Source organism: Pseudoalteromonas sp. SR45-5 (assembly GCF_014163565.1).
GTDB lineage: Bacteria > Pseudomonadota > Gammaproteobacteria > Enterobacterales > Alteromonadaceae > Pseudoalteromonas > Pseudoalteromonas distincta.
Map to the genome: position 1 here is coordinate 1 of NZ_JACJDN010000800.1, position 1,525 is coordinate 1,525.

General features: G+C 40.1%; 2 protein-coding genes, 1 tRNA gene and 1 pseudogene. All 4 read left to right on the forward strand.

Annotated features, from left to right (window positions below):
- Positions 1 to 159 (forward strand): annotated as a pseudogene (locus H5072_RS21375) (deoxyribose-phosphate aldolase); the annotation flags it as partial.
- 148 nt (positions 160 to 307) lie between these two features.
- A tRNA-Trp gene (locus tag H5072_RS19165) sits at positions 308 to 384 on the forward strand.
- A 132-nt stretch (positions 385 to 516) separates the two neighbouring features.
- On the forward strand, positions 517 to 894 hold the full coding sequence (gene secE, locus H5072_RS19170; RefSeq protein ID WP_002958877.1) for a preprotein translocase subunit SecE: 378 nt from the start codon (positions 517 to 519) through the stop codon (positions 892 to 894).
- A gap of 4 nt (positions 895 to 898) precedes the next feature.
- Complete coding sequence (nusG, locus tag H5072_RS19175) at positions 899 to 1,462, forward strand: transcription termination/antitermination protein NusG (RefSeq protein ID WP_002958878.1); 564 nt, start codon at positions 899 to 901, stop codon at positions 1,460 to 1,462.
- The last annotated feature ends 63 nt before the right edge of the window (positions 1,463 to 1,525 follow it).

Sequence of the window (1,525 nt, forward strand, 5' to 3'; positions counted from 1 at the left end):
GGCTTTAAAGCGGCTGGCGGTGTTAAAACTGTTGCCGATGCTAGTGATTATTTAGCACTAGCACGCGCAATAATGGGTGATGATTATTTGCAAGCAAATACATTTAGGTTTGGCGCGTCAAGCTTGTTAAGTGACGTTTATAAAACCATAGGGAAATAATCAATATCTTTGGATTGTAGGTTTATCTAACCGATTAAATTATTAGCAGTTTAAACAATAATGTAATTAATTAATTAGATTTTCCAATGTGGGTATCTTTTAGGCTTGTGTTAATGAACTGCGTAAGTATAATAGGCATCCACTTTGCAGGGGCGTAGTTCCAATTGGTAGAACAGCGGTCTCCAAAACCGATGGTTGGGAGTTCGAATCTCTCCGCCCCTGCCAGTTTTACTTGTTATTTGAGTAGTCTGAGATTAAAAACCGGTTTAAATTAAGTCTGTTTTTAAGTTTAGATTTTAATGGATTAACCCTGCCGTAGTGTAGGGTTGTTGTGTCTGTAGTTAAGGTAATAATATTATGAGCACGAATGTAGAAACACCATCAAGTGCGATGGAGTCAGTAAAGTGGTTAGTAGCAATCGCGCTACTTGCAGGCGCAGTTGTTGGTAATCACATGTATGCAGATCAATCTGTATTACTACGTGCTATTGGCGTTGTTGTTGCAATAGCGGCCGGATTAGCAATTGCCTCGCAAACATTTAAGGGACGTAACTTTCTTGCTTTCGCTAAAGAAGCTCGAATTGAAGTACGCAAAGTTATTTGGCCAACGCGCCAAGAAACTACCCACACGACATTAATTGTAATGGTTGCAACAGTGATTATGGCACTTATCCTTTGGGGATTAGATGGCATTTTATTCCGCGCTGTAGGCTTTTTAACTGGATTGGAGATCTGATCCCATGTCGGATGAGAACGAGAACAAAGAAATTAAGTTACGTTGGTATGTAGTACAGGCCTTTTCTGGTTACGAAAAGCGTGTAGCTCAAACGTTAATTGAACATATTAAAATCGAAGGTCTAGAATCGAGCTTTGGTGAGATATTAGTACCAACTGAAGAAGTTGTTGAGATGCGCGCTGGCCAAAAGCGTAAATCTGAGCGTAAATTCTTCCCAGGTTATGTATTAGTACAAATGGATATGAATGACGCAAGCTGGCACTTAGTGAACAGCACAGAACGCGTTATGGGCTTTATTGGTGGTACGTCTGATCGTCCTGCTCCTATCAGCCCTAAAGAAGCTGAGCGCATTCTTAATCGCCTACAAGAAAATGCTGAAGCACCTAAACCTGCTACATTATTTGAACCAGGTGAAGTTGTACGCGTTACAGATGGTCCATTTGCAGATTTCAGTGGTGTAGTTGAAGAAGTTGACTACGAAAAGAGCCGCGTAAAAGTATCTGTACTTATTTTTGGTCGTTCTACGCCAGTTGAGCTTGAATTCGGTCAAGTTGAGCAAGATAAGTAATTGATTAAAAAAGCTTCGCTAATTTTTATTTAAATTTTGGCATGAAGCTTGAAAAAGGCCGCT

Coding starts and splice junctions, on each gene's coding strand:
- secE (WP_002958877.1), top strand. CDS start 517: ATGAGCACGAATGTAGAAACACCATCAAGTGCGATGGAGTCAGTAAAG.
- nusG (WP_002958878.1), top strand. CDS start 899: ATGTCGGATGAGAACGAGAACAAAGAAATTAAGTTACGTTGGTATGTA.